Below are 24,733 nucleotides of genomic sequence, written 5' to 3' on the forward strand. Positions count from 1 at the left end.
AGCTTCGCTTTTGGTACATAATAAAAGACATGAACGGGTAATACATCCGATTGAAGGAGTGAATGATCAATGGAATACGTGAAACTTGGAAATACAGGAATGGATGTTTCGAGACTGTGCCTTGGTTGTATGGGGTTTGGGGATGCGACCAAATGGATACATTCATGGGTGCTTGATGAAGCCAATAGTCGTCCAATCATTCAGAAGGCAGTCGAGATGGGGATTAACTTTTTTGACACGGCCAATATTTATTCCATTGGGGCAAGCGAGGAGATTCTTGGACGAGCACTCCAAGATTTTGCTAATCGAGATGAGATCGTTATTGCTACGAAAGTCCATGGACGTATGCATGAAGGACCTAACGGTGGGGGGCTATCACGTAAGGCCATTATTAGTGAATTAGATAAAAGTCTTAAACGATTGGGCACGGATTACATCGACCTGTATCAGATTCATCGCTGGGACTACAATACTCCCATTGAAGAAACGATGGAGGCACTGCATGATGTGGTGAAGGCTGGGAAAGTTAGATATATTGGCGCTTCCGCAATGTACGCGTGGCAGTTTTTGAAAGCATTGCATGTGGCTGAAATACATGGATGGACTCGTTTTGTTTCCATGCAAAATCATCTCAACCTTCTATATCGCGAAGAAGAAAGAGAGATGCTTCCTTTATGTAGGGAGGAGAAGATTGGTGTAATTCCTTACAGTCCGCTTGCATCAGGGAGACTGACTAGAGATCCTGAGACAACAACTGAACGATCCGAGTCAGATCACATTCAGAAATCCAAATATGACGCAACCATTGAAACAGATCGTGTTATTGTGGAACGTGTTGCAGAACTTGCAAACAGGTATGAAGTTCCTCGGGCACAGATTGCGCTTGCATGGTTACTACAGAAACAACCAGTTGCGGCTCCGATAATCGGTGCTACTAAAATTTCGCATCTAGAAAATGCCGTTGGAGCATTGTCAGTGAAACTGACCTCTGAAGAAATTTCATTCTTGGAAGAACCGTATGTACCCCATGCCGTCGTAGGTGCTGTATAAATTTTAACATAGAATCAATATGTTATATCACATGAAAGGGTCGCCAACATGGCGACCTTTTCTATTTCAGGGAAGGACGACTTGATTTATTCCATATTCAGCATATAATTAAAATACATTTAAAAAGTATTATAAATATAAAATTTTACGCAAGTGAAGGAGCTATTATAACTATGGAATCCATCTCTAAGACAGAAAAACAGAAAATGCTGGCTGGCGAGCTATACAATGCTGCTGATCCTCAACTAAGCCAAGAAAGAGAACAGATCCGGAGAATGACGCGGTTGTACAATCAAACGACAGAGTCTGATGGAGAAATTCGTGTTAAGATGTTAAAAGAAATGTTGGGGTCAACGGGAGACTTTCTGTATATGGAGCCAAATATTCATTTTGATTATGGCTATAACATCCATGTTGGCAACCACTTCTATACCAATTTTAACTGCACCATTCTCGATGTCTGTGAAGTGCGAATTGGAGATCATTGCTTAATGGGACCAGATGTACATATCTATACGGCAACACACCCACTGGATCCTATTCAACGTGCAGCCGGACCGGAGTATGGTAAACCTGTTACCATCGGCAACAATGTCTGGATTGGGGGTAGAGCTATTATCAACCCTGGCGTGAACATTGGTCATAATGTCGTTATCGCTTCAGGTGCGGTTGTGACGAAGGATGTTCCAGATAACGTAGTCGTTGGCGGCAATCCGGCTCGGATCATTAAGGAAATCGAAGTGCAGACTGATTCAGAGTGATTAACCCCATGAATAATGAATGGAGTGAAGACGATGAATGAAGAACAGCAAGAAATGATAACTCAAATACGTGAAAATCCGGTTGATACTGATTCAGGGCTGAAACCAAGCTCCAGTTTCTCTGTAGAACGTCAAGAAGTATTCATTCCTACCTCTGTTGGTGAAACTCGTGTCTTGATTTATACTCCTGAGCCTGATCCAGGCGCACCCTTACCTGTATTTATTAATATGCATGGGGGTGGTTTTATTGCGGGGAATGCTGAAGGAGATGATCCTTGGTGCCCACTCATTGCACATGAAGCTCGTTGTGTAGTCATTAACATTGATTACCGATTGGCTCCTGAGCACAAGTTTCCTACAGCAGTTCATGAATGTTATGACGTAGCTGTGTGGGTGCATGAGCATCCAGAAGAATTCGGAATCCATGCAGAGAAGCTGGCCATCGGAGGACATAGTGCAGGAGGGAATCTAGCAGCGGCTGTGTGTTTGTTGAACAAGCAGCGTGGGGATCAACTGCCAATTCTATTGCAGATACTGGACTATCCACCACTTGATTTGCACACCGATCCTGGACTTAAACCCAGCTTTCCGGAAGCGATTCCTGCGGAAGTGGCTAGAATGTTTAACGCAATGTATTTGGATAATCCAGCCAATGCTCAGAATCCTTTGGCTTCACCAGTGTTCGCCGAGTCTCTTGAGGGCTTGCCGGAGGCTCTAATTATTACTGCGAGCAAGGATTCACTCGCTGTCGAAGCAAGAGACTATGCAGATAAACTTGAACAGCAAGGTGTGAAGGTACATTTCAAACAGTATGAAGACGTGCCACATGGATTCACACATCATGGAGATATAGCCATCGCAGAAGATGCTTGGTATCTGATGTGTGATAAGCTGAAAGATGCATTTTCAAGTGTCGACCCAGAATAGGCCATAATATATTGATTGAAGTTAACAGACGTGAAACCATTCACGTCTGTTTTTCTGTTTTGGCTATGTAATTGTAATGATTGACCAAGTTAGTTGACTTCATGTGCATAAATGAAATATCATATAATCAAATGATAGTAATAACTATCAAAAATTTAAAAAAGTTCAAGCATCACCTCTAAAATGCATGTAGTACGAAAAATTTTATAAAAGGGGATGGAGACGATGTTGATTCAAAACGTACTGGGCAAAACGACTTTTTCTAAAGAGGTTGTATCCAAAATTATTGGTAAAACAGTAAGTATGACCGAGGGTATTGGATCGTTGTCTACCGGAATTGTGGAGTCACTTGCACAAAAATTGACTGGCAACCGTATATACAACGGCATCGAGCTACGAGAACAGGACACAGGACTAGATATTCAATTAAGTGTGATTGTGCGGTATGGGATCCGAATGCAGGAAGTGTGCAGAGATCTGCAGGAGAATGTGAGAGCAGCCGTAGAGAATTTCACAGGATTACCGATCAGTACAATTCATATCAAAATTGAAGGTATAGATCTTGGTACTAAATAGATGGTGAATAGCACATAGCATAGCAGCGCGAGCGTTCGCAACCTAATGATATCCTTATCATTAATGATCATAGGAGTGATTAATATGACCAACATTTCCATCGTACAAGCCAACCCGCACTCACTTGCCGGAGCTAAGCTTAATTTAATGGCTGTGGGGGATATTGCCCATACCATAGCGGGGTCGAGCAGCCAGAGCGTCGTTGATGCTACCTTCCGTAAGTTATGGAAGTCTAAAAATAATCGATTCAGTCATGAATATGCCTATGAAGCTAAGATGGGTGATTCAACACTCGGAATGATTACCTGTTTACCAATAACGGTTCTGGATAAGCTGGTCAGTTCTACGGTAAAACAACTGTTTTCTCATCGAAAACTAGCTCTAATTGGTTATAGTTTGTTACATCCAAGAGCGTTATTATCTACGATTACTTTAAAGGAAGGATTCGCAGGAGAGTTCCATATTGCCACACTTGCTGCTATGCCCGAGAGCAGAGGGATGGGGATCGGATCACAGCTTATTCATCATGCGGAAGCACAAGCAATCAAGCAGGGATTCAGCCTATGTTCGCTCACTGTGAAAAAAGAAAATCATCTAGCGGCCAAACTTTATGCCAGACTCGGTTATGAGATCACATCCGAAGTGAATAAACCCGCGGTATCCTTATACAGAATGGTGAAAAAGCTGAAATAATGCATAGCTCTAGATTATGGTATACTGGGCAATGAGATGCGAACACATTAAATAGCCATATTTCCCCTGAGGTGTACGAACATGAAAAAAGAAATGTCATCCATGAAACAAACACGGCTGAACGCCATACTTGATGAAGCAACCAAGCTGCTTATTGAGAAGCCCAACGCCTCCATGAATGATATTGCCGATGCAGCCGGCATCGGAATTGCAACATTGCATCGGTATGTGGAGAGCAGGGAACAGCTCATGATTCATCTGGGATTCCGTGCCATTGAAGTTGTTAGTGAGAAGATTCGGGAGTTTCCGCTGACTGAAGAGAACTGTGAGGATTATTTCCCGAACTTAATTGAAGCCCTTATTCCACTTGGAGATAAGATTTATTTCCTGGGACATGATTCTTCTGTAAACTATAATCCAGACATTGAAGGTGCTGATCAGAAGCTAAGAGAGCCTGTCTTGGAAGCGGTTAGTATGCTGCAACAAAGAGGATATTTCCGTCAGGATGTGAATCGTAATTGGATTATTGATGTGTTATATTCGATTCTTTTTCTTACCTGGCAGCAAGTTGTTGATGGACATATCGCTAGAAAATCGGCTGCAGCGCTCGTGGTGGACACGTTCTACAACGGCTTTAAAGCTCGATGAAGCAAACTCTCATTCGATGTAATACAGTAGAGCAATACGTCAGTGATTCCAAGCCAAATAACCTCTGAAGATGAACAATCATCAATCAGAGGTTATTTTTGATATTATGAATTGAATAAATCGACGAAGAGTTGAGTGTTGATCTTGTTTACCATGTGGTAAGTTCCTGTAACTTCATCCCGATTATTATGGTTATTGTGCGACATATCACTGAGTACCTGTATCACATCATTCGGAAATATTACAACATTCATGAGGCTATCCGTATCACTTTTTATATGAATGCGGAAATAATCTTCCATGTCAGGTGCAACTGTGTTAGGTTCTTCTACTTTCTTATCCTTAAACTCGTGAAGTAGGGTATTGATCTGGTTTTGATTCGTCACAGTGATTTTGGATGATTGATCTAAGACGTAATGCGTTACCTCGATGGAGGTGATCGGTGTACTGGCGATCTGATTCAGAACTAACTGATCCAGGGTTGTGACAATAGTCCTGTTATCATTCATCGATTTCCACATACTCCCACCGAGTATAAGGGCGAGCAGGATGACAAATGCAAGGTTACTTTTCTTCATTTCACAGTTTCTCCTTGAAGGTTAATTACGATGTTACCATTGATTAATCATAGCTAAATTTCTTAATTATTCCAATCATAACAACGTATAACGTGGTACTTACTTCTTTCAGGAGAAACTTGGTTAGTAGCTTTGTTGAGGTTTATTTCAAAATATACCCCGTCTTGACTATAGTTTTATATAAAACTAAAATAGAGAAATGAATGAAAATGTTATACTGTCGCTGGTTGGTCGGATACATCGTCATGGTAATCGTTTTATTGAGAGTGAATTAAGGAAAAGGAGTATTAACGATATTGCACCATCTCATGGTGACATTCTGTTTCGTTTATATCAGCAGGATAGCCTTACGATGCAAGAGCTCTCCAAGTTAATTGATCGAGACAAGTCAACCGTAACGGTTCTGGTCGATAAACTGGTGAAAAGAGGATACATTCACAAAGAGAAGGATCTGAAGGATACGCGGATCTATCGTTTATCTCTTACAGCGAAAGGACATGACCTGCGGGAAGAGTTTGAAGAGATATCCCATCATCTTATTGAGAAGATCTATGAGAAGTTCTCATTAGATGAAAAGAAGACCATGATGAGCTTACTTCAGAAGATTGAATTTTAATGGGTTGAACTATTCTTGCTAAATTTGTCTTATATAAAACTATAAATGGTGTGTGCTAGAAGAGCGTACGACAGACTTGATAGAGGGAGAACCTATAATGAACACGGATTATCAACAACGGATAGATCAAGCTAAAGTGATTATTCAAGAGGCAGATTATATTTTGCTGGGAGGAGGGGCGGGTCTATCGGCTGCTGCTGGCATAACATTTAGCGGGAAGAGATTTACAGATCACTTCGGTGACTTTATTGATAAGTACGGATTCACGGATCTGTATAGCTCCGGGTTTTATCCTTTTGAGACGCAGGAAGACAAGTGGGCTTACTGGGCGCGACATATCCAACTGAATCGTTACGACACAGGCACAACACGACTCTATCTGGATTTGTATGAGCTAGTGAAGAATAAAAAGCATTTTGTGATTTCGACCAATGTTGAGAGTCAATTCGAGAAGGCAGGATTTGCTTCCAGCTCCATATTTGAGATTCAAGGTAATTATGGGTATCTGCAATGTGAAAGGGGATGCCATGATACACTGTATGATAATGAAGAGCTAGTGAAGAAGATGGTAGAGCAGACGGTCGATTGTAAGATACCAACAAACCTTGTGCCTAAATGTCCTGTCTGTGGGGGAACGATGGATGTGAACCTGCGAATTAACGAATATTTTGTTCAAGATGAGCAATGGCATATGTCTGAGAGAATGTATCGTAGCTTTCTACAAGATTCTGAAAACCAGAACGTAGTCTACATGGAACTTGGTGTTGGGTTTAATACGCCAGGTATCATCCGGTATCCGTTTGAACGAATGACGTACCATAATGAGCATGCCACATTGATTCGTTTTAACCTAGATGAGCCAGCAGGATTAGCAGAGAACCAACATAAGACTATCGCCTTTACAGAGGATATGAATCAAGCATTTCAATTGATCCGTACGTAAATGTATGTTTTTCCCTATGAAGGGGACATAGGAAGAAGGAATATAGATGAATCAATTGCCTTTGAGCGCATATGCACATGAAATTCAGTTAGAAAGCACATATGTACCCTATCCTCCAACTGAAGCGTCAAAAGAGGAAATCGTCGATACGTTATTAACGCATCTTCTTGCGGAATTCAATAATCTTCAGCATGTGTCTATTCCATCCGAATATGCAGAGAAGAGGGAACTGCTCAGAGGGCTTATGAACTTAAGAAAACCAGCCCCGGTTCCAGTTGCATTCCAGAGAGAAATGGATTCCCTTTTGCAAAAGGAGCTGGGAGAGAAAGTGATTGTTCGGAGCGATCAGCTTAACCCGATATCGTATCTGTTTCCCGAGTCTTCTATCGAACATGCGGATCAACTCTTTGTTTGGCAAGGGGACATCACGCAGCTCCAGGTAGACGCTATTGTGAATGCGGCAAATGAATATATGCTGGGCTGCTTTCAGCCGTTACATGCTTGTATCGATAATGCCATTCATTCCGCGGCAGGTCCTTTGCTAAGAGAGGACTGCAATCGAATCATGACTATCCAGAATGGGACGGAAGCAACAGGTGGAGCTAAAATTACGCGAGCGTATCATTTGCCTGCAACGTACGTTCTGCACACGGTGGGTCCTATTGTTCCTCAAGGAACAACGCTGACTATACAGCAACAGGAGGAACTTGCTTCCTGCTACCTGTCCTGTCTAGAGCTTGCGCATGAAATTGATGATATCAGAACGGTAGCGTTATGCTCGATATCTACAGGAGTATTTGGATTTCCCAAAGCCGAGGCTTCCAAGATAGCCGTAACAACTGTACAGCAGTGGTTAGATGCTCATCCGGATCATCACTTTGAGCAGATCATTTTTAACGTGTTTAGTCAGGAAGATCATGAACAGTACATGCGGGTATTCCAAGCCCAATAAGGGGGTAACAGATACGTGAAAACCACGGAAATCTTAGCTAAACAGATATTGACGGAAGCAAAAGGCTACTTAAACGTGGGATTCACGCATTCACTTAATCCATATAGTGGTTGTGCCTTCTCATGTCAATATTGTTATGTTCGAGAGATGCCCATTCAGAGGTTTAAGGACATTCCTTGGGGTGAATGGGTCGATGTGAAAATAAATGCAGCTGAGAACTATGCAAAAGAATGGAAGAAGCTTCGTGCGAAGAACAAACCAATTCATTTGTTTATGTCTTCAGCAACAGATCCTTACCAGCCAATTGAACGCCAAGCCGAAATTACACGTGGTGTGCTGGAAGCGATGATGGAATGTCCACCGGATCACCTTCAGATCCAGACACGCAGTCCATTGGTTACACGTGATATTGATCTGATTAAGGAACTAACTAAGCGAAGCAATGTTATCGTTTCGATGACCGTAGAGACCGACCGAGAGGATGTAAAACAAATATTTGCACCCTATGCACCCGGGATTCGATTACGAATGAAGGCTTTGCAGGAGATGCATCAGGCAGGGATACCTACGCAGGCTTCCATCTCGCCCGTATTACCGTTCACGCCAGATTTCCCTAAGAAGCTACTAGGTATCGTTGATCATATCTGGATTGATACGTTAAACATTGGCGATGGTGCAAGCGGTAGACGTTCCAAGTCGCTCGGTATGCCTGAACTTTTTAAAGAACACGATCTGGAGAAATGGTATCGTCCGAACATTCATCGGAGTGTGGAGAAGTATTTCAAAACCGTTTTCCCAGAAGAGATGGTTCGTGTTTCGAAGGAAGAAGCCTTCTTAGGTTAGTCGAGTTTTATAGATTAAACAGCCGCCATAGGGCGGCTTTTTTCTGTTATGCATTAGGAAGAACGTATAGCAATTATCAACATCTCACTCGAACATAGAGAGTGCAGTGAGCAGAAATAGAAGCGTATAAATGTGTTTTCAGAAGGACATGCTGTCGTTAACTATGAATATTTGAATACGTCACGCATCTGGAGGACACACCATGAGCACGTTAGAGAAAACATTACTGACCGGTAAATTAATAGAAGATGAAGCTACTCTGCGCACCACATTTGCAGGTTGTTCCGATGTTATATTTCATTCGTTCCGTACGGCCTGTCAGACTGCTGCGTTATGTGTGTACTGTGTCGGGTTATGTGATACGGATCGGCTAGAACGTCATGTGTTAGGGCCACTTATGGAAATGAAAAGAAATGCAGAGCCTACGCAAGTTCCAATGGCTTCATCTAAGACCATTCTTGCCTTAAGCCAAGCTGTCCAGGCGGTGATGGAAGGACAAGCGCTTATCCTGATGGATGGCGAAGTACCGGGCACACTTTACCCCTTGTACCAAGTTCCCAGCCGAACGCCGGAGGAGCCAGCAGCGGAATCTACGGTGCGAGGTTCACGGGATGGTTTTACCGAATCTTTGAGTACGAATCTATCTTTGCTTCGAATGAGAATCAAAACACCAGCACTTAAGCTACAGATGCGAACCATGGGGGAGTATACAGGCACGCAGGTTACGCTTGCTTACTTGGAAGGCATCATAGATCCTAAATTGTTACAAGAAGTAGAAGCTCGTTTGGCACAGTTGAAAGTACAAGACGTGTTAGAAAGCCAATACATAGAGGAGGGAATCATCGATCAGCGATTCTCGCCCTTTCCACAGATGATTGCAACGGAGCGGCCGGATGTGGTCACTGCTAATCTGTTAGAAGGAAAGTTTGCACTGCTTATCGATGGCACTCCATTTAGTTTAATAGCCCCGGTCACTTTGTTTTCCATGCTGCAGTCCCCTGAGGATTATTATCAAAATATGTTCATGAGTGTATTTGTTCGCTGGCTGCGCTACATCTTCTATGCACTGTCTCTGCTGCTTCCTTCGGCTTATGTAGCAATAACCACATTTCATCAGGAAATGGTTCCAACCGTGCTGCTGCTTAGTATTGCAAAAGCAAGAGAAGAGATTCCTTTTCCCGCACTTGTCGAAGCACTCATTATGGAAATATCGTTCGAAGCATTAAGGGAGGCTGGCATCCGGCTGCCTAAACAGGTGGGTGCGGCTGTGAGTATCGTTGGGGCGTTAATTATCGGCCAAGCGGCTACAACTGCGGGTATTGTCTCAGCTCCAATGATCATTATCGTCGCGATTACAGGAATTGCGTCGTTTATGATCCCTAGATATGCTGCCAGTATTGCGGCGCGTCTATTGCGCTTTCCGATTATGCTGATGGCGGGCACACTTGGCTTAATCGGTGTAATGCTTGGGGTGATCCTAATTGTGATTCACTTAAGCAGTTTACGCTCCTTTGGTACACCGTATCTATCTCCTGCAACACCAACGTCAGCCCAGAAGCTCAAGGATGTATGGTGGCGACCAACGCAAGAGAACAAATCCCGGTAGACTGGAATGGATTACATAACAGGTGGAGGCGACGTTCAATGTTGACCGAGAAGGGGAAAATATCTGTTACTCAATTAGCATTCATGATCTTTCCCGCCATTCTGGCCACATCCATCTTATCCGTCCCTGGAATAACGATGCATTATGCAGGACATGACATGTGGATCTCGCCCATCTGGGGATCACTCGTTGGCCTTGCAACTATAGGGATATCGCTTGGACTTGAACGGCTATATCCCGGTAAAACAATCATGCAGTCTTCTACGCTCATCATAGGATGGTTCCCAGGCAAATTATTCGGGCTGATGTATCTTGGTTTTCTGCCACACTTAACAGGCTTAATTATTCGTGGATATGGTGAGTTTATTGCAAGTAACGCTCTGCCTAAGACACCCTTGTTCGTAATTATGGGTACGATGGTTGTGGTCTGTATGATCAATGTTAGATTGGGTATCGAAGTGGTGGGTCGTACCTCGCAAGTATTTGTAACGTTGGTTGTTGTGCTATTATGCCTGATCTTTGTCCTGCTGACCAAGGAACTGAGGCCGGAAGAAATGTTGCCTTTTATGGAAAGAGGAATAGTGCCAAGTCTAAAAGGAGCTGTCGCGCCTGCTGCCTGGTTCAGTGAATATATTGTATTGGCGTTTATGTTACCTTACGTGAATCGTAAAAAGGGTTTAACCAGAACGATGTTGTTCTCGCTTCTGTTTACAACGGTTGCTATGACGGTGACCAATCTCATCTGCTTATTTCTGATCGGAGACTTAACCGATAGTTTTGCTTATCCTGTCATGGTTGCTGCACGATATATTACGATTGCTGACTTTCTCCAGCATATTGAGTCCATTATTATTGCGATATGGATCTTTGGGATTTTCGTCAAAATCTCTGTCTTTCTCTATATTTTTGCGACATCCACTGCAGAGTGGTTTGGGTTGAATGACTATAAACCTGTTGTAGCACCACTCGCATTTTTATGTATGGTTTTTGCTTATTGGATTGTATCCGACAGTGCAAGTGCTGCCAATCTTGTCAGCTCTTCAGCGAATGTATATACCTTGGTACTATTATTGGTTTTTCCAGCGATCTTGTATGGTATTGCCTTGCTTAAAAAGCTGTGGAAACGCAACCGCGGAGATGGAGCTAAGGCAGATTCGGGGGGAAGAGAATGAGGAAAGTGATATCTATAATCACGATATTACTTAGCAGTATCGTGCTGTCCGGATGCTGGGATCGGATTGAAGTTAACGATTTGGCGATTGTGCTCGCGACAGGCATCGACTATGAGGATGAGCGGTATCAACTAACTTCCCAGATATTTATTCCACGAAAGGCGGGCGGGGGATCATCGGGAGGCAGTGAGGCAAGCCCAAGCGGAGTGACAATGATTCGAACAGCAGAAGGACGTACAGTGGCCGAAGCTCTAAATCGATTACAAAGGAAAGTGCCTCGTAATATGTTCTGGGGACATTGCGAGGTCATTGTTATTAGTGAACATGCCGGCAAACAGGGCTTACGCCAATACATCGATTTTCTACTTCGATATCCTCAATTCCGCGAACATGCCTATGTCTTTTCCACTAGCGATTCTGCTAAGGATATTCTAGCTTTGCTTGATCCCCTCGAGAGAAGCTCGGCAGAATCCTTGCGTGAAATGGCCAATATGAAGCTGGGTACACGGGTGACGGTACTTGAACTCGCCCAGTCCATTGAAGGCCCAAGCCGTTCTGCTACACTGTCGCGAATGTTAATGTTACCACCAGATCCGGGGAAAGATCGATATGATTCTACTCCGTATATCAAAGGGTTAAGCCTATATAAAAATGATCATTATATTAAAACCGTCACGGAACCGATGAGTGTGGGCGTTCTGTTACTTGCTAACGAGCTGGAGAATATTATTATGCCAGTCCAGCTAAAGAATATGGAGGGTTCCTTCTCCATCATGCCGATTGAAATGCATACAGCCTTAACCCCTCAAATTATCAATAATGAATGGCGTATGCAGGTTCAAGTGAAGTCCAAAGGAGAAGTCGTACTTAATACTACCGATGCGAATTTAACTGATCCGACGATGTTAAAAGAACTGGATCGAGCTTGGTCAGAGCATTTGAAAGAGCTTGCGGAGAAAGCTTTAGTCATGGCACAGAAACAGCTAAAGACGGATTTTTTTCAGTTTGCTACTGAATTCCGCAGACATTATCCCAAGCAATGGAACGCGCAGCAAAAGAACTGGGACGAGCTTTTTTCTACCATGGATGTACAGGTGAAGGTGGAGGCACTCGTGACGCGTACAGGAAAGTCCGTAGGTCCTCAAGGTATACCGGAGCAGGGCACAGACTAGCCGTGGATGAACTGTTTATACTGATAAGAAGTGTAGGGAGGAATAGAGCGCATGAAGTTCATATCTGTCGTAGGAATCTGTCTACTGACAGCAGCTATGGTGTATGGGGAGTGGCGCAGTAGCGCACAGAAAAAAGCAAGAATCGTCGCAGGAGGCATTACACTACTGTCAGCGATGCTTGCTCTAACTTTGTTGTTTCTGCCCAGTCTGCCTGGCCCGACGCAGTGGATCAAACTTTTGTTCGGGAAGGTAGACAAGTTCATGAAATGAACTTCGCAGCGAGGACTAAATCCTCATCATGATCGCTTCTCGGGTACTTTTGGGAAGTTTACCGAAGACCAGATCATAAGAATGATCAATCATAGGAAATACATCGGACTCATCCATAGATTCATTGATCAGAACGGTGTTCCAGTGTTTTTTGTTCATATGATATCCTGGCTGTATATTCTCATGCTGTTCTCTCAAATTTTCCGCAATAACCGGATCACATTTAAGGTTTATCGTATGTCTGCTTTCAAAAATGAGTGCAAACATTTTCCCAGCAACCTTGATTACTAGGATGTCTGGTCCAAAAGGAAAGTCTTTTTCTGCACCTTTTTTCGTAAGGCAGTATTTAATGATATTGTTCATGCAAAAGTAGATCTCCTTTATAGGCATCATATATTAGGTTCAAGCTAAAACTCATTAACCATAGTATAACAGATGCTCATCTACTATGAATTAATGGGTGGAAAGACTGGGATAAAAGTGCTAAGTAGGCTGGTTAAAGACGAAAATAATTAAATGGGCAAGAAGAAGGGGCAGTAGTGATACTGCTTCATTTTTGTGCGTGGATACGAATACATCATATGTACATAAAGTCTTATTTTTATCCTTTTTAATGAAAATTAACAAAATCCATTAAATATTTTACTTATAAAGTCGATAAATAGAAAATTAATACAACTAAGAAAATAGGTGGTGAGTGAGGAATATGTCTCTAGTAACAGTTAGTTATGAACAATTGCAGATTCAGCCGTTTGATATCCGAATCCATGAAGTAACTTTACTCATGAAAGTTCATGATCATGGCAAGCTTACTTTCACTGGAGTGATTCCGGAAGAGAAGGAAGAACAGTACGTACGAATGGCGGACGAGAGTACGCCAGTTGAATTGTTCTATACGGACGAGCAGGGTCAAAAGCAACGTTTATTTCACGGAATTATTTTGAAGCTACATGTGAAGGTGGAGAACAAGGTGTACTGGCTTGAAGCGGAAGCTGTGTCCCATTCGCATGCTATGGATCTTCGGCGCAAAACACGTTCCTATCAAAATATAAGTATGTTGATTCCTGACGTTATGCAGAAGATTAGTGGGTCCTATCCGGATGGACAAGTCTTCAACACCTTCATTGAGAAAAAAAAGCTGGGTGCGTATACACTGCAATATCAAGAAACGGATTGGGAATTCCTGAAGAGACTTGCGTCACATTATCATACGGTTCTTGTTCCCGTATCTACGGAGGAACGCATTCGTATCTATCTTGGGCTGCCTGAACAACGGGATGCCGGCAAGCTGGAAGCGACACACTACCGAATGTATAAAGATATGCTCGCTTATCAGAAAGAAGCTAAGTTAGGGACGAGTGATATCAACGAAAAGGATTATATCCGTTATGAAGTACAGGTACGTGATCGGGTGCTCCAGCTTGGGGATCAAGTGCAGTTCAAAGGACATTCACTATATGTGTTCGAAATTCGGACTGAGATGAAAAAGGGGTTGCTTTTACATCATTATGTGCTTGGCCACAAAGCATCTGCATATCGCCGCAAGCGTTACAACTCCCGTTTGGTGGGTGCGTCCATCTCCGGAAATATCATGGGTGTGGTGAGAGACGAGGTTCAGGTTCATCTTGATAGCGATCAGGAGTGGAGCCTGGCGACAGCCTATCTGTTCCCATACTCCACGATGTATGCATCGGATGATCAGACTGGCTGGTATTGCATGCCTGAGAAAGGTGATAGTATCCGGCTCTATTTTCCCAATGCGAGAGAAAACGAAGGCATTGCATTAAGCTCTGTTCGTCAAAAACTACCTGCGGAGAAAGATATGGCAAGTGCGGTGTCCTCAGGATCGGGGGCATCCTCGCATACAGGTGGGAGCGGAAGTGGAAATAGCAGTGGGGCAGGTGGTGGAACGACAACGATTGTACAGCAGCAACAGCTGCAGCCAGTTGTGAATTTTGATAAGGATCTGAAAGAAGATCTGATGGCGAATCCCAATACGAAGTTCCTTCTAACACCGACGGGTCAGAAGATTACTTTTGAAGAGGATCGCATCACGATTACCGGCTCGACCGGAGGGGCAACGCTGACCTTGACCAGTGCTGGAACGATTATTCTTAATTGCGAGAACAAAATCACGCTACAGGCCAGTAAACAAGTGGAATTAGTAGCAGAGACGGTGACCCTTCAGGCGAATCAGATTGATATGTCTACCAAAGACGGTAATGGCGGTTTAACCATTGATCAAGGACAGGTCGTGATCAAAGGAATCGAAATATTAATGAATCAGTAAAAATGCGGAGGATGGACCCATGCATCAGATGGAACTATGGCAGCAGTTTCTGGAACAAGAGGCATTGCCGCTGCGAAACGCCAAAGTACATAAGCTTCATGAATATTACAATGCGAATAAATCAGAGATCGTGAAAGGTTTCGTTCCGCTATTCGGTGCGCTATGCGAACAAATTTTGCTGCAGCAAGAGCGCGGGGAGCTTCAGTCGTGCAGCACCATACACGTATCGTTGATGCGGACAAGGCTCATTCAAGGCGATCCTGCCTACATGCTGCACGCGAGTGACAGACGTCAAGAAGGTGAAGTGCCTGTCAATGGATTTTTATATGATGCGAGCTGGATCTACAGCTTTATGGATCAATGGATTGAGGAATGCGAGGATGGTCGCAGACGGTATATGAATCGGATTGATCAGGCCGCATTAGAGGCATGGCAAGCAAATCAGCTCTATCCTTTTCACGTTTATATGGTTCTTGCTGTTCGTCATGCTATGGATACGATCCGTACAATGGATTCATTTGAAGCAATCAGAAAAGAGGTACAGTTCGAAGTTCGTGTGGGAGAGTATCAGGATCACGAAGTAACGGAATCGGTATATCGTTTCAACGGATTACAGAGAAGCTCTATTGCGTGCAAAGGTTGGCTGGAAAGCAGGCTACCGAATGAATATATCTATGAACATATCGCTGATGTTAATCTCTGTAACGGAAATTATGCAGAACTAGATTTCAATCATGCGAGATTCGAGGAAGTGGATTTGAGTGGAAGCAGCTTTGAAGGTGCAAGCTTACTAGGCACACGATTTGAACGTTGTCAATGTGCACAGTCCAACTACGGGCAAACACTACTTCTTGATACAGACTTTCGAGATTGTAACCTTACAGGTGCCAACTTCGATGGCGCATGGAGTGAACGGGATACATTCATAGAGACGCATGGACTGATCTACGGTATTCATGGACTTCGATTTCAGGGAGCGAATCTAAGCCATGCCACATTTAGGTACGCTAGGATTGCTGGTGATTTTACGGGCGCAGAACTAGAGCAGGTGAATTTTACAGGAGCAGATCTCTCAGGTAGCCGGATGCTTGTACAGGATCGGTTTCGGGTTGAACTGACCTCTGAGCAACGAGCTTCCGTAGAATGGGTTGAGGCTTAGGAGGCTAGCGTTATGGAGTACTATATCATCGAATATGACCGCCGACTCCCGCAGCAAGGGGCTATTCAATGGCCGGAACGGATGCTTCGGGGGTATGAACAGACAGCAGATGAAGAAATGGTGTATGTAAAACAAGGTGAGGTGTTTACATCCCCATGTATCGTGAACCACTATCCTATACAACTGTATGTGGAAGAGCTATCTCGCATCATGCTCAAAATGGAATCAGATCTTCATCGCAAACGCATAGTGGTCATGAATCTGGAGCAGCAGAACCAGACGTTCTATGAATGGATCGAGTTACCTCAAGTGAGCTGGATGGCACCCGAGGCAGTTCAGGTTCAAGCCGGACAAGTGAACGGTATAGATCTTGGACATCAAGGCTTGAGCGAAAGCTCCATATGGTGCGTCCCGTATTACCGTTCATATCTGACGATCGTAGGACTTGAAGTAGCCGAGAAGTTATTAAAAGCAGGAATATACGGGTTAATCGTGAGACCGATTCAGATAACAGGAGGAGAACTAGATGGGGATTATAGATACGGTACTAGATAAAGGTACGCTAGGTGAGTTGCTAAGCTCACCTTGGAGAAGTGAGGATACCTATGTAACCGCAGGTGCTTATATGTATTGTACATTTGGAACACATGAGGATGTGCTTAACAAGCTGGAGCCTAATGGTGTTTATATCAATGGGAGTCCAATGCTAACAGTGGACGACTGCGTGACGTCAACATCGGAGCCAAGAGTTATGCACGGCGTGCCTTGTACCAAGATGGGAGAAAACATTGATGGGAATCTGTATTCTTTCGGATACTGTAGAAGTGAGCTACATCCCATGAAGACAGCGGAAAAGCTAATTGGAGATTACGCTGCCCTTCCACATATCATTGATCCAGATCCACTAGAGCTAACATTCGGTAAGGCTGTATTCCCATGTGCACCAGATTTGATGCCTACAGCTTCAGCATCTGCACCAGCACAAGCCCCGTTTACCGCTCAAGCTACAGCCCAACTTAGCGCTATGGTCTCACTACCCATGTCTAATTCATTATTGGATGCATTGACTGGAGCAACGACAAAGTGGACAAATGGGAGTTCCAATGTATCTATTCAAGGGGTACCCGCATTAACGAGCAAATCTTGCTTGTATTGCAAATGCGGTGGGAAAATCAGCTTACTTACCAATGGCATGGATCCAGCTCCCCCTCAATTTTCAGCTAGGTAGTTTCTAAAGGGGGAGATGAGATATGGAATTAACTTATCAAGGAGATGGCTATGAATTAACATGGCCATATAACATCAAGGAGCTGCGTAGTTTTCGAATTGAGAGAGCCTTTAACACGCATGCCAAATGTGTATTTATAGCTCGCATGAGCGAAGAGGAAGCAGAGCAATGCTTGATACATAGCAGCTTTGAGGATAGTTTGGTTATACAAAAGATTACGGATGCAAGACCGGAAAGCTGGTTTGCTGGGGGGATTATCAAGGTAGACATCCAGATGGAGGATGGCATCCCGCTTGTTGAGGTGCATGCACTTTCGCGTAGCTACGTGATGGATATGACACCCCAGAGCCGTTCCTATCAGAACAAACGTCTGACATATACTGATGCTGTGCGCCAGTTGGCTGGAAAGTACCATGGAGGAGATGCCCAGAACATGGCGACCAGTGATCAGGCATCGATCGGAGCCTTGCTTGTGCAATATGAGGAGACGGACTGGCAATTCATGAAGCGACTCGCAGCCCGTGTGGGTACCGTCATCTTGCCGGATGTTACAATGGATGCCCCTCGTATATTCTTCGGAGTCCCGGATTTATCGTGGGGGCAGGAGATCAAGGCTATTCGGTACACGGCGATGAAAGATCGAGCACAGTATGAGCAACTGAAGGCACATGCGGAAGGTGATGATGCGAAGAAGGTAACTGAGTCTGACTTTGTCCGTTACCGCGTGACAAGTGAACAATTCTGCCAAGTAGGCGATGATGTCTCTTTCAAAGGTCAGATCTGGGTCGTGTCCGAATCCGTCATTAGCTATAACGCTGGCAGAGTTAGATATGAATACTTGTTCGTCCAAAGACGAAGCCTACGACGCAAATCCCGACGGAATGAGCAACTTCAGGGTAGATCGCTGGAAGGGCGTGTCGTGAAACGGGCGAATAACATGGTGAAAGTGCATCTGGACATCGACGACCAACATGATGAGCAAGGCAACTGGTGGTTTCCGTATTCAGGGGAAGGCAACAACATCTTTCACTGTTTGCCAGATGAAGGGGCACGCATCAAAGTATATTTCCCCAGTGGGACAGAGAAACAGTCTATGGCTATCAATTCTGTTCGCGGTGGTAGCGACGATATGAAAAGCCGGACTGTATTCCATAAGCCAGCAACCAAAGTGTTCGAGATGCCAGGCGAAGCGCGTATGCAGCTTGGCGACGATGGCGTATTGTTCAAGAAAGGAAGCGTCAGTCTGCATCTGGATGCGGGAAACATTAGCCTGAACGCGACGGAAGATCTGCTCGTGGTGGCGAGTAGTCAGATTGAGGCGGGTTCAGGTAACGACAAAGGCATGCTGGAATCATTCAAAATTCAAGCAGAGCAGCAGATTGTCTTGCAGACGAATGTGGATCAATATGTCGTCCTTAGTGGCAACCGGGTGGGCATTCAGAGCAAAAAGGTGGATTTCCAGAAGATCGAAGTCGATTTTGCGGAATTGCTGACCGATGAAGAACTGGAAGAGCTGTATCTGGATATGCTGGCAGATGGCGAAATTATGAAGCAGGAAATCGATCTGTCGATGAATTTGAAAACGGCAGTTCAGTTAACAGATGCACAGCGCGCTGATATTCGCAGTCAGGTTGCACAGACAGCTCAGAGTGATCCTGGACTAGCGAATCAGGCGAAGGACTGGATGAGCAGTAAAACGCCGGATGAACAGAAAACGGTCTATCAGAACAAGTACGTGAATCAACCTGCCGCTGAACCCGAAAAGAAAAGCAAAGAGCAAAAACAAGTGGAACTGGCGCAGCAGCAACAGGAATACAAGGAGATGAATCAGAACCGTACGAAGATTTACAATTGGCAGCAACAATCGAAAGAGATTCGGGCAACAGGAGAAAGGGCAGGGAAAACGGAAGCCCAAATCCAAGCGATGCTACCCGCACCTCCGGTACTAAGTGGACAGCGCTCTTCTGGGCAAGGATCTTCAAGTGGGAAAAAGAGTCTGGGTGAGCAGTTCATGGAGTCCACCGGTCTTGGAGATGCCTTTAAATCTATCCGTCCATGGCTCGATCAGATGGAGCTGGAACATGTCATTCCGCAAAAACCGGATTATTTAAGCAAACAAACGCAAAAAACGGTATACTTATCCAGATACACGTTCCAAGTGTTGATAGTAGATCCCCAGATGATGATTGCCCAATTCAATATTATTTTTGGCGTGGTGGCCATCATATCCGCGATCCCATCAGGCGGGCTCTCTCTGTATGTCCTAGCTGCTGCAGATGCAGCTATAGGTGCAACGATGATTGTTGTGAATGTCCAGAAACTGAATGACCTGAAAAACGGAAACGCGTACACCAATCCTACGTTTCTTGGAATGGATCAGAAGATTCTGGATGATCTCGGAGTCGCTCTGATGTTCGTCAATCTGGCGATCTTGGCCAAACATGGGTTGAATAAAGCCGCGGATAAGCTGATCAATAGCAAGAACATGTCGGCACTAGATAGTAACTGGACGGCGTGGAAACAACAAGCGAAGACGAACTTGAATAAAACAGCGGGTAACATCACGGATGTTGCTTCTGATGCGCTGAATCGTGCGAAGAATCGCCTTCCCGGCTCTAAGCTCGCCATGGATGGCTCACCTCATGTATCCTTCAGTAAACCTACCAAGCCTTTGCCGCAAAATAGCCGACAGCAGAACTTCTGGAAAGAGACGGAGGCAGGTAAGGGGGATTTAGCGAGGAAACTGGATGGGGGAACGGGTGAAGATTTAGTTAATATTCCAAAGGTTGATTGGAGTAAATACACTCGTGTAGATAATTACGAACCGACCTTTGGAACTATACCTGATAAAGCAAATTATTTGCTTGCCTCTAAGCACTATGATGAGATTAGAAGTGTGGGTATGGAAGATGTTCAACAGGTTGCAAGAAATACTGGCTTTTCACTAGAGGAAATCAAACTAGTGAAGCAACATATCTTTTTTGATTCACATAAAATACCATTGGATGATAAGAGCTATAGAGTAGGACAGTTTACACCCGATGCGGATTTTGGTTACGCATGGAAGCAAGCACAAAAAGAGAAAGAATTAACACAGTCACAGAAAGAGTGGTTGCAGCAAATGATTAGGCATGAACTTACGGAAATTGAACATATGAAGCAGGGGCATGCATATAAGAATCCAGGTGCATACAATCCTGACGAAAATAGATTTGGATCTTTTCCTCCAGGAGCACACGACGCAGCTGACCCGCAACCTAAAGGTGAGTTTGATGGAGCGTTTAGCTATAATTTAAAAGAACAAGGTAAGATAGAAAAACAACTAGAAAGAGAAAAAGGAGAATAAATGTGAAATATTTAAATCAAGCCATTAAACGTATATCCGTAATAGATTGGAGCTGTCTTGGGGAACAGGAATCTAAGTCACAAAGTTATTTGTGTCGCGAGTATTTGAGAAGAGCAACTATATTTCTAAAAAATCATCCAGGTACTTGTGTACCTCCTTTTATTATGATTTCCAATTCGATCACTGAGCCACAAGAAAACATTGAGATGATTGAAGTAGTCAGTGAAATAGATAACTCTTACCATAGAGCACTAATTACAAGTTATCTCGAATTATGTGCTCTTATTGATGAAAAGAATCCAATTGCTATGAATAATAAGGATTTGTTTGAACCAGTAATGAAGCTCTATGAACGAGGTGGCTATTTCTATAGAAGGGAAGGATTTATTTATATAAACGGTACTTCTATTAAAATTGCAGATGTTGCTTGGGAGGAACAGAAGCCACTAGATATTAGTGATGAAACCTTGGATGCACTAGATAATGGTTGAGCGCAAAATAGTCGACAACAAAACTTCTGGAAAGAGACGAAGGCAGGTAAAGGAGATTTAGCAAGGAAACTGGATGAACGGGTGAATATAATAAATCTGAGCTTTATGATAATAACGGAAAATATACTGGAGGAAGAACTCAAGAAGAGTTAGATGACTTGGCTACAGATCCAGATAGTGGACATATTTTAGATGACCAAGGGAGAAAGGAAAGAGAAGTAGGTTTAGCTGTAGCAGAAAGAGGAGATCTAGGCAGAATAAAAAGTGACTCTGGTGGCACTAAATTTTATGACGAATTATCACCTAAGTTATGATTCCTTCCCTAATGGTTACACCGATCCCAATAAGTGAGCATTTAGCGTAAAAACTACACTAGAGAATATGTATAAAAAATTGAATAAATATATCTATATAATAATTGATTCCAGAGAACTAATCGCAGAGCATATAGAGCAACGAAAAGAGGCTATTGTCAAGGGAGGGTTAGTTGATAAAGTAATTTGGTATCCTTAAATTAAGGTGAGGGATAGAATGGAAATTGAAAAAAATATAATCGCAAAGTTAGAGTCACATCAAATATGGTTGGAATCAGCAGGCGAAGACGGAAAGAAGTTAATACTTGACGAAATAAATTTAGAGTTTATTGATTTGTCAAAGTTCTCCCTGAAGGAAGCTAGATTGATTGGCTGTTCATTTGATAGCGTGAACTTTGAAGTGGGTAATTTCATTTTAACATGGGTTTGTTCTTCAACGTTTAGAAATGCTTGGTTAAAGGATGCTAATTTCTATAAAGCAAATGTATCTTATGCCGATTTTAGTAATAGTAATCTTAAAAATGCTAGATTTACAGATTGTGAGAGCGAAGAGACGGTCTTTTTTGGCGCTGATCTATCAAACGCTGAATTAAATATTTGTTATTTTAGTAGTGTAGACTTTAGAGATTCAGTACTAGATAATGCTAATATTGAAGATTCCTTTTTTGAAGATGTTTTAGTTAATGGAGCAAGTTTTAGAAATGTAAAGGGGATTGAGAAAGCTAATATTATTAGCATAAATATTGGATCTCCCGAGCATCCTTTAACTTTAGAAAAAGAACAAGCTAAAAGATGGATTTTTGAAAATTGTATGTGATGCTCTACTTCACACAATCGATGAGCTAATCCATTTTGCTTTTACTCACATCAAATATTTTATTCTATTAACTAAACCTCGGTTCTCCGTTTCATCAAACAGGTTGATCATGGTCAGACACCACCATGATCAACCTGTTTCTTATGTCTTTATTTCCCATAAAAGTACGCCAATTGGCTGGGAATTATATTGGCGGAGATGCCCAGAACATGGTGACAAGTGATCAGGTAACCATCGGAGCCTCTACTACTGCAATACGAGGAGACGGACTGGCAATTGTATGGAGCGGCCTGCTGGGTGTGGGTACCGTTATTTTGCCAGATGACACAATGGATGCCCCTCGTATATTCTTCGGAGTTCCCGACTTATCGTTGGGGAGGAGATCAAGACTATTAGGTTATCCAATTCAATATTATTTTTGGAGTGGTGGCTATCATATCTGCGATCCCATCAGGCGGGCTCTCTCTGTATGTCTTCGCTGCTGCAGATGCAGCTATAGGTGCAACGATGATTGTTGTGAATGTCCAGAAACTGAATGACCTGAAGAACGGAAACGCGTACACCAATCCTAGGTTTCTTGGAATGGATCAGAAGATGCTGGATGATCTGGGTGTCGCTCTGATGTTCGTCAATCTGGCGATCTTGGCCAAACATGGGTTGAATAAAGCCGCGGATAAGCTGATTAATAGCAAGAACATGTCGGCATTAGATAGTAACTGGACGGCGTGGAAACAACAAGCGAAGACAAAACCTGAATAAAACAGCGGATAACATCACGGATGTTGCTTCTGATACGCTGAATCGTGCGAAAAATCGCCTTCCCGGTTCAAAGCTCGCGATGGATGGCTCACCTCATGTATCGTTCAGTAAACCTACCAAGCCTTTGCCTCAAAATAGCCGATAGCAGAACTTCTGGAAAGAGACGGAGGCAGGGAAAGGTGATTGGATTAATTACCTGACCCTTTAAAGGCTAGTGGAAAAATAAAATTATATACGTGTGCAAGCTGTAGTAGAGTTATTGAGAGGTTTCATAAAGATTACTCAAATATTGATATTGAAGTAATTCATAACGGCGGTGAATTAGTAATTCCAAAGAAAGAATTCTTAAAGGGGACCAAAATATGAAACGAAATTATGAGGCATTATTCGGTGCATTTTATGAAAGATATTTTGATTTCAAGAGTCAGGGAATAAGCAATGCTGAAGCACTCGTCTGTACATCTGAGGCATACTTCGGTGTACAAAAAAGAGGCGAAATGGAGAAAGCGGTAGTTGTCATTGCAGAAGGAAGGATTTATTTAACACATTCAAAAATTTTTATAAATTCAAAAGAGAGGATAGTTAATCTGCTGAAGGACTTAGATTTAGAAAAGTTACAACTTGAAACAACCTCTGATGAGTATCAAGACATATTAGAACGAAGAGATATGGTGCTTGATGGGATAGAAAGTATTCCTGTTGATCATAGTCCGTTTGCAAGATGGTATTACAATGAAATGGAAAAGGAAGTAAAGAACTACTTTATAGAAATTTTTGTTAACACGAACGATGCAAGTGAGATAATTGAGAAAATAGAGGAAAGGTTTGAGCGTGAATGTAGGAGTACGTGGAGCGAGAATATTGTTGTTAAAACAACACTCGCCGAACTGCTCATTAGACATAGCATTAAAACAGAGAATAAATTTTTGAGTTTGAAAATCGAATTAGAGCGGTTTGATATGAACGAAATAGGTCAACTATTAACAGAATCCGAGAAGTTTGATCTTTCTATCCGGATTAAGGAAGTGTTAAGTAAAGTTTAGGAGTTTAAGAACAAAATTTTGGTTCTTAAGAAGAACTTCTCAATTTTATGATTTTTAAATCAAAAACCCAGAACAGGATTGGCAATTTTTAGCGCTGCAGATATGTATGGCATAAAAATACCAATTGATATTTATGCTTACTGCAGAAATGAGTGCGGTGGAGTCAGAAGATATTAGTGATGCTACTTTGGATTACTAGATAATGATTGGTTTGAGACAACTTTACAGTTAACGTCACAATTCAAGCTAACCAACAGGTATGGTTTCATTTTATCCACCGCTAATACTATAAAACGCAAGTTTCGGCTATTAAAATATCTCACCCTCTGCCGAATGAACCTGATATTTAATTATTTTGGTTGTATGCGCATCAATCCTTTAGTATCAAAACCTCAATAAGGTTATTCCGTTGCACTGGTTAGGTCGATCATGGTCAGATACCACCATAATTGATCTGTTTTTCGCGATCTTTTCTCAAT

The 24,733-nt window shown here is 42.9% G+C and carries 26 protein-coding genes and 1 pseudogene; 25 read left to right on the forward strand and 2 right to left on the reverse strand.

Annotated elements, in window-relative coordinates; all coding sequences use genetic code 11:
• The first annotated feature begins 69 nt into the window (after window positions 1-69).
• The 6 genes from V6W81_RS13705 (at window position 70) to V6W81_RS13730 (ending at window position 4,655) form a co-directional block, all read left to right on the forward strand.
• Window positions 70-1,050 carry an aldo/keto reductase gene (locus tag V6W81_RS13705; protein WP_338543753.1) on the forward strand — a complete coding sequence of 327 codons (981 nt, stop codon included), beginning with the start codon at window positions 70-72 and terminating at the stop codon, window positions 1,048-1,050.
• Between the two features lie 173 nt (window positions 1,051-1,223).
• Window positions 1,224-1,811 carry a sugar O-acetyltransferase gene (locus V6W81_RS13710; RefSeq protein WP_056691891.1) on the forward strand — a complete coding sequence of 196 codons (588 nt, stop codon included), beginning with the start codon at window positions 1,224-1,226 and terminating at the stop codon, window positions 1,809-1,811.
• A gap of 33 nt (window positions 1,812-1,844) precedes the next feature.
• Entirely contained in the window at window positions 1,845-2,738 is an 894-nt protein-coding gene (locus tag V6W81_RS13715) for an alpha/beta hydrolase (protein ID WP_338543754.1), read from the forward strand.
• 225 nt (window positions 2,739-2,963) lie between these two features.
• Window positions 2,964-3,314 (forward strand): Asp23/Gls24 family envelope stress response protein, encoded by a 351-nt coding sequence (locus tag V6W81_RS13720; RefSeq protein ID WP_338543756.1) that lies wholly within the window; start codon window positions 2,964-2,966, stop codon window positions 3,312-3,314.
• A gap of 84 nt (window positions 3,315-3,398) precedes the next feature.
• Window positions 3,399-4,007: a GNAT family N-acetyltransferase gene (locus tag V6W81_RS13725; protein WP_338543757.1), complete on the forward strand. Its 609-nt coding sequence runs from the start codon at window positions 3,399-3,401 to the stop codon at window positions 4,005-4,007.
• Between the two features lie 81 nt (window positions 4,008-4,088).
• Window positions 4,089-4,655 carry a TetR/AcrR family transcriptional regulator gene (locus V6W81_RS13730; RefSeq protein ID WP_056691877.1) on the forward strand — a complete coding sequence of 189 codons (567 nt, stop codon included), beginning with the start codon at window positions 4,089-4,091 and terminating at the stop codon, window positions 4,653-4,655.
• 104 nt (window positions 4,656-4,759) lie between these two features.
• Here the strand turns inward: V6W81_RS13730 and V6W81_RS13735 are convergent, their stop codons facing one another.
• Entirely contained in the window at window positions 4,760-5,233 is a 474-nt protein-coding gene (locus V6W81_RS13735) for a hypothetical protein (protein WP_338543759.1), read from the reverse strand.
• Window positions 5,234-5,432: 199 nt separating this feature from the next.
• Here V6W81_RS13735 and V6W81_RS13740 point away from each other — a divergent pair, with 199 nt between their 5' ends.
• The 8 genes from V6W81_RS13740 (at window position 5,433) to V6W81_RS13775 (ending at window position 12,807) form a co-directional block, all read left to right on the forward strand.
• Complete coding sequence (locus V6W81_RS13740) at window positions 5,433-5,849, forward strand: MarR family winged helix-turn-helix transcriptional regulator (protein WP_338543761.1); 417 nt, start codon at window positions 5,433-5,435, stop codon at window positions 5,847-5,849.
• A 97-nt stretch (window positions 5,850-5,946) separates the two neighbouring features.
• Window positions 5,947-6,792, forward strand: coding sequence for a Sir2 silent information regulator family NAD-dependent deacetylase (locus tag V6W81_RS13745; RefSeq protein ID WP_338543763.1), 846 nt, complete (start codon window positions 5,947-5,949; stop codon window positions 6,790-6,792).
• 46 nt (window positions 6,793-6,838) lie between these two features.
• The gene (locus tag V6W81_RS13750; protein ID WP_338543765.1) at window positions 6,839-7,744 is read left to right on the forward strand and encodes a protein-ADP-ribose hydrolase; all 906 of its coding nucleotides are present in this window, start codon (window positions 6,839-6,841) and stop codon (window positions 7,742-7,744) included.
• Window positions 7,745-7,759: 15 nt separating this feature from the next.
• The gene (locus V6W81_RS13755) at window positions 7,760-8,587 is read left to right on the forward strand and encodes an SPL family radical SAM protein (protein WP_338543767.1); all 828 of its coding nucleotides are present in this window, start codon (window positions 7,760-7,762) and stop codon (window positions 8,585-8,587) included.
• A gap of 202 nt (window positions 8,588-8,789) precedes the next feature.
• Window positions 8,790-10,193 (forward strand): spore germination protein, encoded by a 1,404-nt coding sequence (locus V6W81_RS13760; protein WP_338543769.1) that lies wholly within the window; start codon window positions 8,790-8,792, stop codon window positions 10,191-10,193.
• A 38-nt stretch (window positions 10,194-10,231) separates the two neighbouring features.
• Window positions 10,232-11,365 (forward strand): GerAB/ArcD/ProY family transporter, encoded by a 1,134-nt coding sequence (locus V6W81_RS13765; protein WP_338543771.1) that lies wholly within the window; start codon window positions 10,232-10,234, stop codon window positions 11,363-11,365.
• Entirely contained in the window at window positions 11,362-12,537 is a 1,176-nt protein-coding gene (locus V6W81_RS13770) for a Ger(x)C family spore germination protein (RefSeq protein WP_338543772.1), read from the forward strand. The genes V6W81_RS13765 and V6W81_RS13770 overlap by 4 nt, the downstream gene beginning before the upstream one ends.
• A 51-nt stretch (window positions 12,538-12,588) precedes the next feature.
• Window positions 12,589-12,807 carry a hypothetical protein gene (locus V6W81_RS13775; RefSeq protein WP_338543773.1) on the forward strand — a complete coding sequence of 73 codons (219 nt, stop codon included), beginning with the start codon at window positions 12,589-12,591 and terminating at the stop codon, window positions 12,805-12,807.
• 15 nt (window positions 12,808-12,822) lie between these two features.
• Here V6W81_RS13775 and V6W81_RS13780 read toward each other — a convergent pair whose 3' ends face one another.
• Window positions 12,823-13,170 carry an MmcQ/YjbR family DNA-binding protein gene (locus V6W81_RS13780; RefSeq protein WP_338543774.1) on the reverse strand — a complete coding sequence of 116 codons (348 nt, stop codon included), beginning with the start codon at window positions 13,168-13,170 and terminating at the stop codon, window positions 12,823-12,825.
• 343 nt (window positions 13,171-13,513) lie between these two features.
• Between V6W81_RS13780 and V6W81_RS13785 the strand changes: the two genes are divergently transcribed.
• The 11 genes and pseudogenes from V6W81_RS13785 to V6W81_RS13835 all read left to right on the forward strand — a co-directional run bounded on the left by V6W81_RS13785 (window position 13,514) and on the right by V6W81_RS13835 (window position 24,254).
• Window positions 13,514-15,097, forward strand: coding sequence for a contractile injection system protein, VgrG/Pvc8 family (locus tag V6W81_RS13785; RefSeq protein ID WP_338543775.1), 1,584 nt, complete (start codon window positions 13,514-13,516; stop codon window positions 15,095-15,097).
• 19 nt (window positions 15,098-15,116) lie between these two features.
• A complete protein-coding gene (locus tag V6W81_RS13790; RefSeq protein WP_338543776.1) occupies window positions 15,117-16,256 on the forward strand; it encodes a pentapeptide repeat-containing protein in 1,140 nt (379 codons plus the stop codon).
• A 12-nt stretch (window positions 16,257-16,268) separates the two neighbouring features.
• Window positions 16,269-16,811, forward strand: coding sequence for a hypothetical protein (locus V6W81_RS13795; RefSeq protein WP_338543777.1), 543 nt, complete (start codon window positions 16,269-16,271; stop codon window positions 16,809-16,811).
• Entirely contained in the window at window positions 16,783-17,484 is a 702-nt protein-coding gene (locus V6W81_RS13800; protein WP_338543778.1) for a PAAR-like protein, read from the forward strand. The genes V6W81_RS13795 and V6W81_RS13800 overlap by 29 nt, the downstream gene beginning before the upstream one ends.
• Window positions 17,485-17,506: 22 nt before the next feature.
• Window positions 17,507-20,830 (forward strand): hypothetical protein, encoded by a 3,324-nt coding sequence (locus tag V6W81_RS13805; RefSeq protein ID WP_338543779.1) that lies wholly within the window; start codon window positions 17,507-17,509, stop codon window positions 20,828-20,830.
• 2 nt (window positions 20,831-20,832) lie between these two features.
• Window positions 20,833-21,321 carry a hypothetical protein gene (locus V6W81_RS13810; protein WP_338543781.1) on the forward strand — a complete coding sequence of 163 codons (489 nt, stop codon included), beginning with the start codon at window positions 20,833-20,835 and terminating at the stop codon, window positions 21,319-21,321.
• Window positions 21,322-21,479: 158 nt separating this feature from the next.
• Window positions 21,480-21,635 (forward strand): hypothetical protein, encoded by a 156-nt coding sequence (locus tag V6W81_RS13815; RefSeq protein WP_338543782.1) that lies wholly within the window; start codon window positions 21,480-21,482, stop codon window positions 21,633-21,635.
• 217 nt (window positions 21,636-21,852) lie between these two features.
• Window positions 21,853-22,452 (forward strand): pentapeptide repeat-containing protein, encoded by a 600-nt coding sequence (locus V6W81_RS13820; protein WP_338543784.1) that lies wholly within the window; start codon window positions 21,853-21,855, stop codon window positions 22,450-22,452.
• A gap of 426 nt (window positions 22,453-22,878) precedes the next feature.
• Window positions 22,879-23,211 (forward strand): hypothetical protein, encoded by a 333-nt coding sequence (locus tag V6W81_RS13825; RefSeq protein WP_338543786.1) that lies wholly within the window; start codon window positions 22,879-22,881, stop codon window positions 23,209-23,211.
• Between the two features lie 210 nt (window positions 23,212-23,421).
• Window positions 23,422-23,577 (forward strand): annotated as a pseudogene (locus V6W81_RS13830) (deaminase domain-containing protein); the annotation flags it as partial.
• Window positions 23,574-24,254, forward strand: a complete 681-nt coding sequence (locus V6W81_RS13835; protein ID WP_338543787.1) for an Imm3 family immunity protein — start codon at window positions 23,574-23,576, stop codon at window positions 24,252-24,254. The pseudogene V6W81_RS13830 and the gene V6W81_RS13835, both read left to right, overlap by 4 nt.
• Window positions 24,255-24,733 lie beyond the last annotated feature (479 nt).

Source organism: Paenibacillus tundrae, from assembly GCF_036884255.1.
Taxonomy (GTDB): Bacteria; Bacillota; Bacilli; order Paenibacillales; family Paenibacillaceae; genus Paenibacillus.

Coding starts and splice junctions, on each gene's coding strand:
- V6W81_RS13705 (WP_338543753.1), top strand. CDS start 70: ATGGAATACGTGAAACTTGGAAATACAGGAATGGATGTTTCGAGACTG.
- V6W81_RS13710 (WP_056691891.1), top strand. CDS start 1,224: ATGGAATCCATCTCTAAGACAGAAAAACAGAAAATGCTGGCTGGCGAG.
- V6W81_RS13715 (WP_338543754.1), top strand. CDS start 1,845: ATGAATGAAGAACAGCAAGAAATGATAACTCAAATACGTGAAAATCCG.
- V6W81_RS13720 (WP_338543756.1), top strand. CDS start 2,964: ATGTTGATTCAAAACGTACTGGGCAAAACGACTTTTTCTAAAGAGGTT.
- V6W81_RS13725 (WP_338543757.1), top strand. CDS start 3,399: ATGACCAACATTTCCATCGTACAAGCCAACCCGCACTCACTTGCCGGA.
- V6W81_RS13730 (WP_056691877.1), top strand. CDS start 4,089: ATGAAAAAAGAAATGTCATCCATGAAACAAACACGGCTGAACGCCATA.
- V6W81_RS13735 (WP_338543759.1), bottom strand. CDS start 5,233: ATGAAGAAAAGTAACCTTGCATTTGTCATCCTGCTCGCCCTTATACTC.
- V6W81_RS13740 (WP_338543761.1), top strand. CDS start 5,433: ATGAATGAAAATGTTATACTGTCGCTGGTTGGTCGGATACATCGTCAT.
- V6W81_RS13745 (WP_338543763.1), top strand. CDS start 5,947: ATGAACACGGATTATCAACAACGGATAGATCAAGCTAAAGTGATTATT.
- V6W81_RS13750 (WP_338543765.1), top strand. CDS start 6,839: ATGAATCAATTGCCTTTGAGCGCATATGCACATGAAATTCAGTTAGAA.
- V6W81_RS13760 (WP_338543769.1), top strand. CDS start 8,790: ATGAGCACGTTAGAGAAAACATTACTGACCGGTAAATTAATAGAAGAT.
- V6W81_RS13765 (WP_338543771.1), top strand. CDS start 10,232: ATGTTGACCGAGAAGGGGAAAATATCTGTTACTCAATTAGCATTCATG.
- V6W81_RS13770 (WP_338543772.1), top strand. CDS start 11,362: ATGAGGAAAGTGATATCTATAATCACGATATTACTTAGCAGTATCGTG.
- V6W81_RS13775 (WP_338543773.1), top strand. CDS start 12,589: ATGAAGTTCATATCTGTCGTAGGAATCTGTCTACTGACAGCAGCTATG.
- V6W81_RS13780 (WP_338543774.1), bottom strand. CDS start 13,170: ATGAACAATATCATTAAATACTGCCTTACGAAAAAAGGTGCAGAAAAA.
- V6W81_RS13785 (WP_338543775.1), top strand. CDS start 13,514: ATGTCTCTAGTAACAGTTAGTTATGAACAATTGCAGATTCAGCCGTTT.
- V6W81_RS13790 (WP_338543776.1), top strand. CDS start 15,117: ATGCATCAGATGGAACTATGGCAGCAGTTTCTGGAACAAGAGGCATTG.
- V6W81_RS13795 (WP_338543777.1), top strand. CDS start 16,269: ATGGAGTACTATATCATCGAATATGACCGCCGACTCCCGCAGCAAGGG.
- V6W81_RS13800 (WP_338543778.1), top strand. CDS start 16,783: ATGGGGATTATAGATACGGTACTAGATAAAGGTACGCTAGGTGAGTTG.
- V6W81_RS13805 (WP_338543779.1), top strand. CDS start 17,507: ATGGAATTAACTTATCAAGGAGATGGCTATGAATTAACATGGCCATAT.
- V6W81_RS13820 (WP_338543784.1), top strand. CDS start 21,853: ATGGAAATTGAAAAAAATATAATCGCAAAGTTAGAGTCACATCAAATA.
- V6W81_RS13835 (WP_338543787.1), top strand. CDS start 23,574: ATGAAACGAAATTATGAGGCATTATTCGGTGCATTTTATGAAAGATAT.